This window comes from Halomonas sp. 707D4, assembly GCF_024158685.1.
GTDB lineage: Bacteria > Pseudomonadota > Gammaproteobacteria > Pseudomonadales > Halomonadaceae > Vreelandella.
Map to the genome: position 1 here is coordinate 1 of NZ_JAMZBD010000760.1, position 1,018 is coordinate 1,018.

1 protein-coding gene is annotated in these 1,018 nt (G+C 69.5%); it reads left to right on the forward strand.

Annotated elements, in window-relative coordinates:
- The coding region (locus tag BIS11_RS18505) for a murein hydrolase activator EnvC (RefSeq protein ID WP_253586853.1) at positions 1 to 790 on the forward strand (790 nt) is incomplete at its 5' end.
- Between the last annotated feature and the right edge of the window lie 228 nt (positions 791 to 1,018).

A 1,018-nucleotide genomic window follows, 5' to 3' on the forward strand; every position in this document is an offset into this window, starting at 1 on the left:
CTACCGGCTGGGCCCCACCCCGCAGCTAAAGCTTCTGCTCAACCAGAACGACCCCGCCGAGCTCGACCGCATGCAGGCCTACCTCAACCGCCTGACCCGGGCGCGTCAGGCGAAACTCGACGACATCGCCCGCCTCGACGAGGCGCTCACCGCCACCCAGAGCGAGCTCGACGCCCGCCAGGCCGAGCTTGCCGAGCTGTCAGAGGCGCTCGAAGCCCAGAGCGAACGGCTCGCCAAGGTCAGCGCCGAGCGCCAGAGCGTGGTCGCGACTCTCGACGACCGCTACGCCAGCGAAGCCGACCGCCTGGCGGACCTCAACCAGAGCCGCGAGGAGGCCGAGGCGCAGCTTCGTCGCCTGCAGGCCGAAATGGCGCGCATGGCAACGCCCACGCCCACCACCCACATCGGCCGCACCCAGGGCGACCTGCCCTGGCCGGTGCAAGGGGCGATCACGGCAGGCTTTCGCGGCCAGGACGGCGTGCATTACAACGGCATCGTCATCGAGGCCGGCGCCAACACCCCGGTGACCTCGGTGCATGCCGGCCGGGTAGTGTTCGCCGACTGGATGCGCGGTTTCGGCAACCTGTTGATCATCGACCATGGCGACCAGGTGATGACGCTCTACGCCCACCTGCAGCGGTTCAGCGCGCGCCCGGGCCAGCAGGTCGGCGCCGGCGAGGAGATCGGCCGGGTGGGAAATAGTGGCGGCCAGGGCCGCGCCGCGCTTTACTTCGAGGTGCGCAACCGCGGCGAGCCGATCAACCCTCAGCGTTGGATTGCACGGCGTTGACGGGATAAGCTGACACGACGCGTTATCGAGACGCTACTCTTTACCCGCGGCGACCCTTTAGCCGCCTTTTGCCCTGCGGAGTCTGCATGACGCGAACTGTTAACGAGGTACTGGCCCCCGCGAAGCGACTGGTGGCGACCCCGCTTCTGCTGACGCTGCTGGCCGCGCCGCTGCCGGCGGCGGCCCAGCCCGCCGGCGTGGTCGGCGAGGAGGAGCTGCCGCTGGAGG